Source organism: Microbacterium sp. NPDC077184 (genome assembly GCF_040687055.1).
Lineage (GTDB): Bacteria > Actinomycetota > Actinomycetes > Actinomycetales > Microbacteriaceae > Microbacterium.
Window position 1 is genome coordinate 1 of sequence record NZ_JBFBMM010000015.1, and the last position, 1,589, is coordinate 1,589.

The window sequence follows — 1,589 nt, forward strand, 5'->3', positions numbered from 1 at the left end:
TCTAGGGCGTGTCTCCCATTCGACTGACCGGGGTCGTCGATCTCGCTGAGCAGCTCATACGACGATGGTCGCGAGGATCTCTTCGACGACCTCAGCGGGCTGCTTGTGGGTTGTGTCGATGCGCAGCTCATCGGTGAAGCCGGCCTGGTCGAGAGCGCGCGCCAACTCGGGGTGACGCTGGGTGTGCCAGCGCAGCGCCGCCTCATCGTCGTCATGTCGTCTGGTCAATCGTGGGAGCACTGCGTCGGAAGTCGCTGTCAGGCGGACATGCAGCAGCCTTGTGGAGGCCAGCGCAGCAGTGTTGCGCTGCAGCTGGTCGAGAGTCTCGACGACAGTGGCGACCACGAGCACGCGTGCGCCGGCGCGTCGGAAGTTCGAGGCGATCGCTTGCATGTTCTCCAGAGCGAATGTGGTTCGGAACGGGTCGCCAGGTGGCGCAGGCCATGATCGGCGCAACCAGTCGACGTCGATGACCGCGCCGGGAATGCCGCAACGCTCCAACTCGCCACCGAGCCTGTCGGCAGCGGTTGTCTTCCCGGTGCCGACGCTGCCGTTGATCAAGACGGTGTCGAACGTCGCGATGGGCATTGTCCAACGGTATCGGTCGTCAGCGCGCGTCGCCCGCGAGTCGAGTCCAGGTGAGGATGGCGCACAATGTGACGCCTGCACGGTAGGTGATGGCGAGCTTGTCGTATCGCGTCGCGATGCCGCGCCATTGCTTCGCGAGCGCGAAGAACCGTTCGACGACGTTGCGCCCCCTGTACGCATCAACGTCGAGGCCCGGCGGCCGCCCACCCCGGCTGCCTCGCCGTTTCCGCGCAGCGGCCTGGTCGCGCTTGTCGGGAATGACGGTCTTGATTCCCCGTCGCCGCAGCTCGGTACGGATCACACCAGTCGCGTAGGCGCGATCTGCGAGCACCGCGTCTGGCCGGGTGCGTGGTCGTCCTGAACCGAGTCGTGGGACGTGGATCTCGGCGAGGACGTCGGCAAGCATCGCACCGTCGTTGCGCTGCCCTCCGGTGACGATCATCGCCAGCGGTCGACCGTGCCCGTCGACCGCCTGATGGATCTTCGTCGTCAGCCCACCGCGGGAGCGGCCGATGCCGTGACCAGGCGGTTCAACCTCGTGCCAGGGCAGATTCTTGTGATTCGATCCCGCCCCCTGTGTCCTGCTCGGGGCGCGTGGTGTTCGTCGCGTGCTGATGCGCCCGGGCAATGGTCGCGTCCACCGACACCGCCCAGTCGATCTTGCCCGCCGCGTCGGCCTCGGCGAGAATCCGCGTCAGCACTCGATCCCAGGTGCCGTCGCCAGCGTATCGACGATGCCGCTTCCAGACCGTCTGCCACGGACCGAACTCATGACGGGGTAGATCACGCCACGGAATCCCGGTCCGAAACCGATACGCGATGCCCTCCACCACGCGACGGTCGCCACCGAACGGATGACCACGCCGACCGACATTGGACGGAAGCAGCGGAGCGATCCGCTTCCACTGCTCATCCGTGAACACCCGAAACCGCGAACCCGTCGACCTCACCCCACCAGACTGCCGCGAGCCTCCCCGCGCATATGGGAGACACGCCCTAGA

2 protein-coding genes are annotated in these 1,589 nt (G+C 66.4%); both read right to left on the minus strand.

The features are described from left to right. Positions 1 to 54: 54 nt before the first annotated feature. The gene (locus AB0O93_RS16145) at positions 55 to 588 is read right to left on the minus strand and encodes a hypothetical protein (RefSeq protein ID WP_363345075.1); all 534 of its coding nucleotides are present in this window, start codon (positions 586 to 588) and stop codon (positions 55 to 57) included. 19 nt (positions 589 to 607) lie between these two features. After that, positions 608 to 1,538, minus strand: a protein-coding gene (locus AB0O93_RS16150) for an IS5 family transposase (RefSeq protein ID WP_363345077.1) whose coding sequence is annotated in 2 segments (ribosomal slippage) — positions 608 to 1,162 and positions 1,164 to 1,538 — 930 coding nt in all. Because the reading frame shifts where the segments join, the coding sequence is not laid out codon by codon here. Between the last annotated feature and the right edge of the window lie 51 nt (positions 1,539 to 1,589).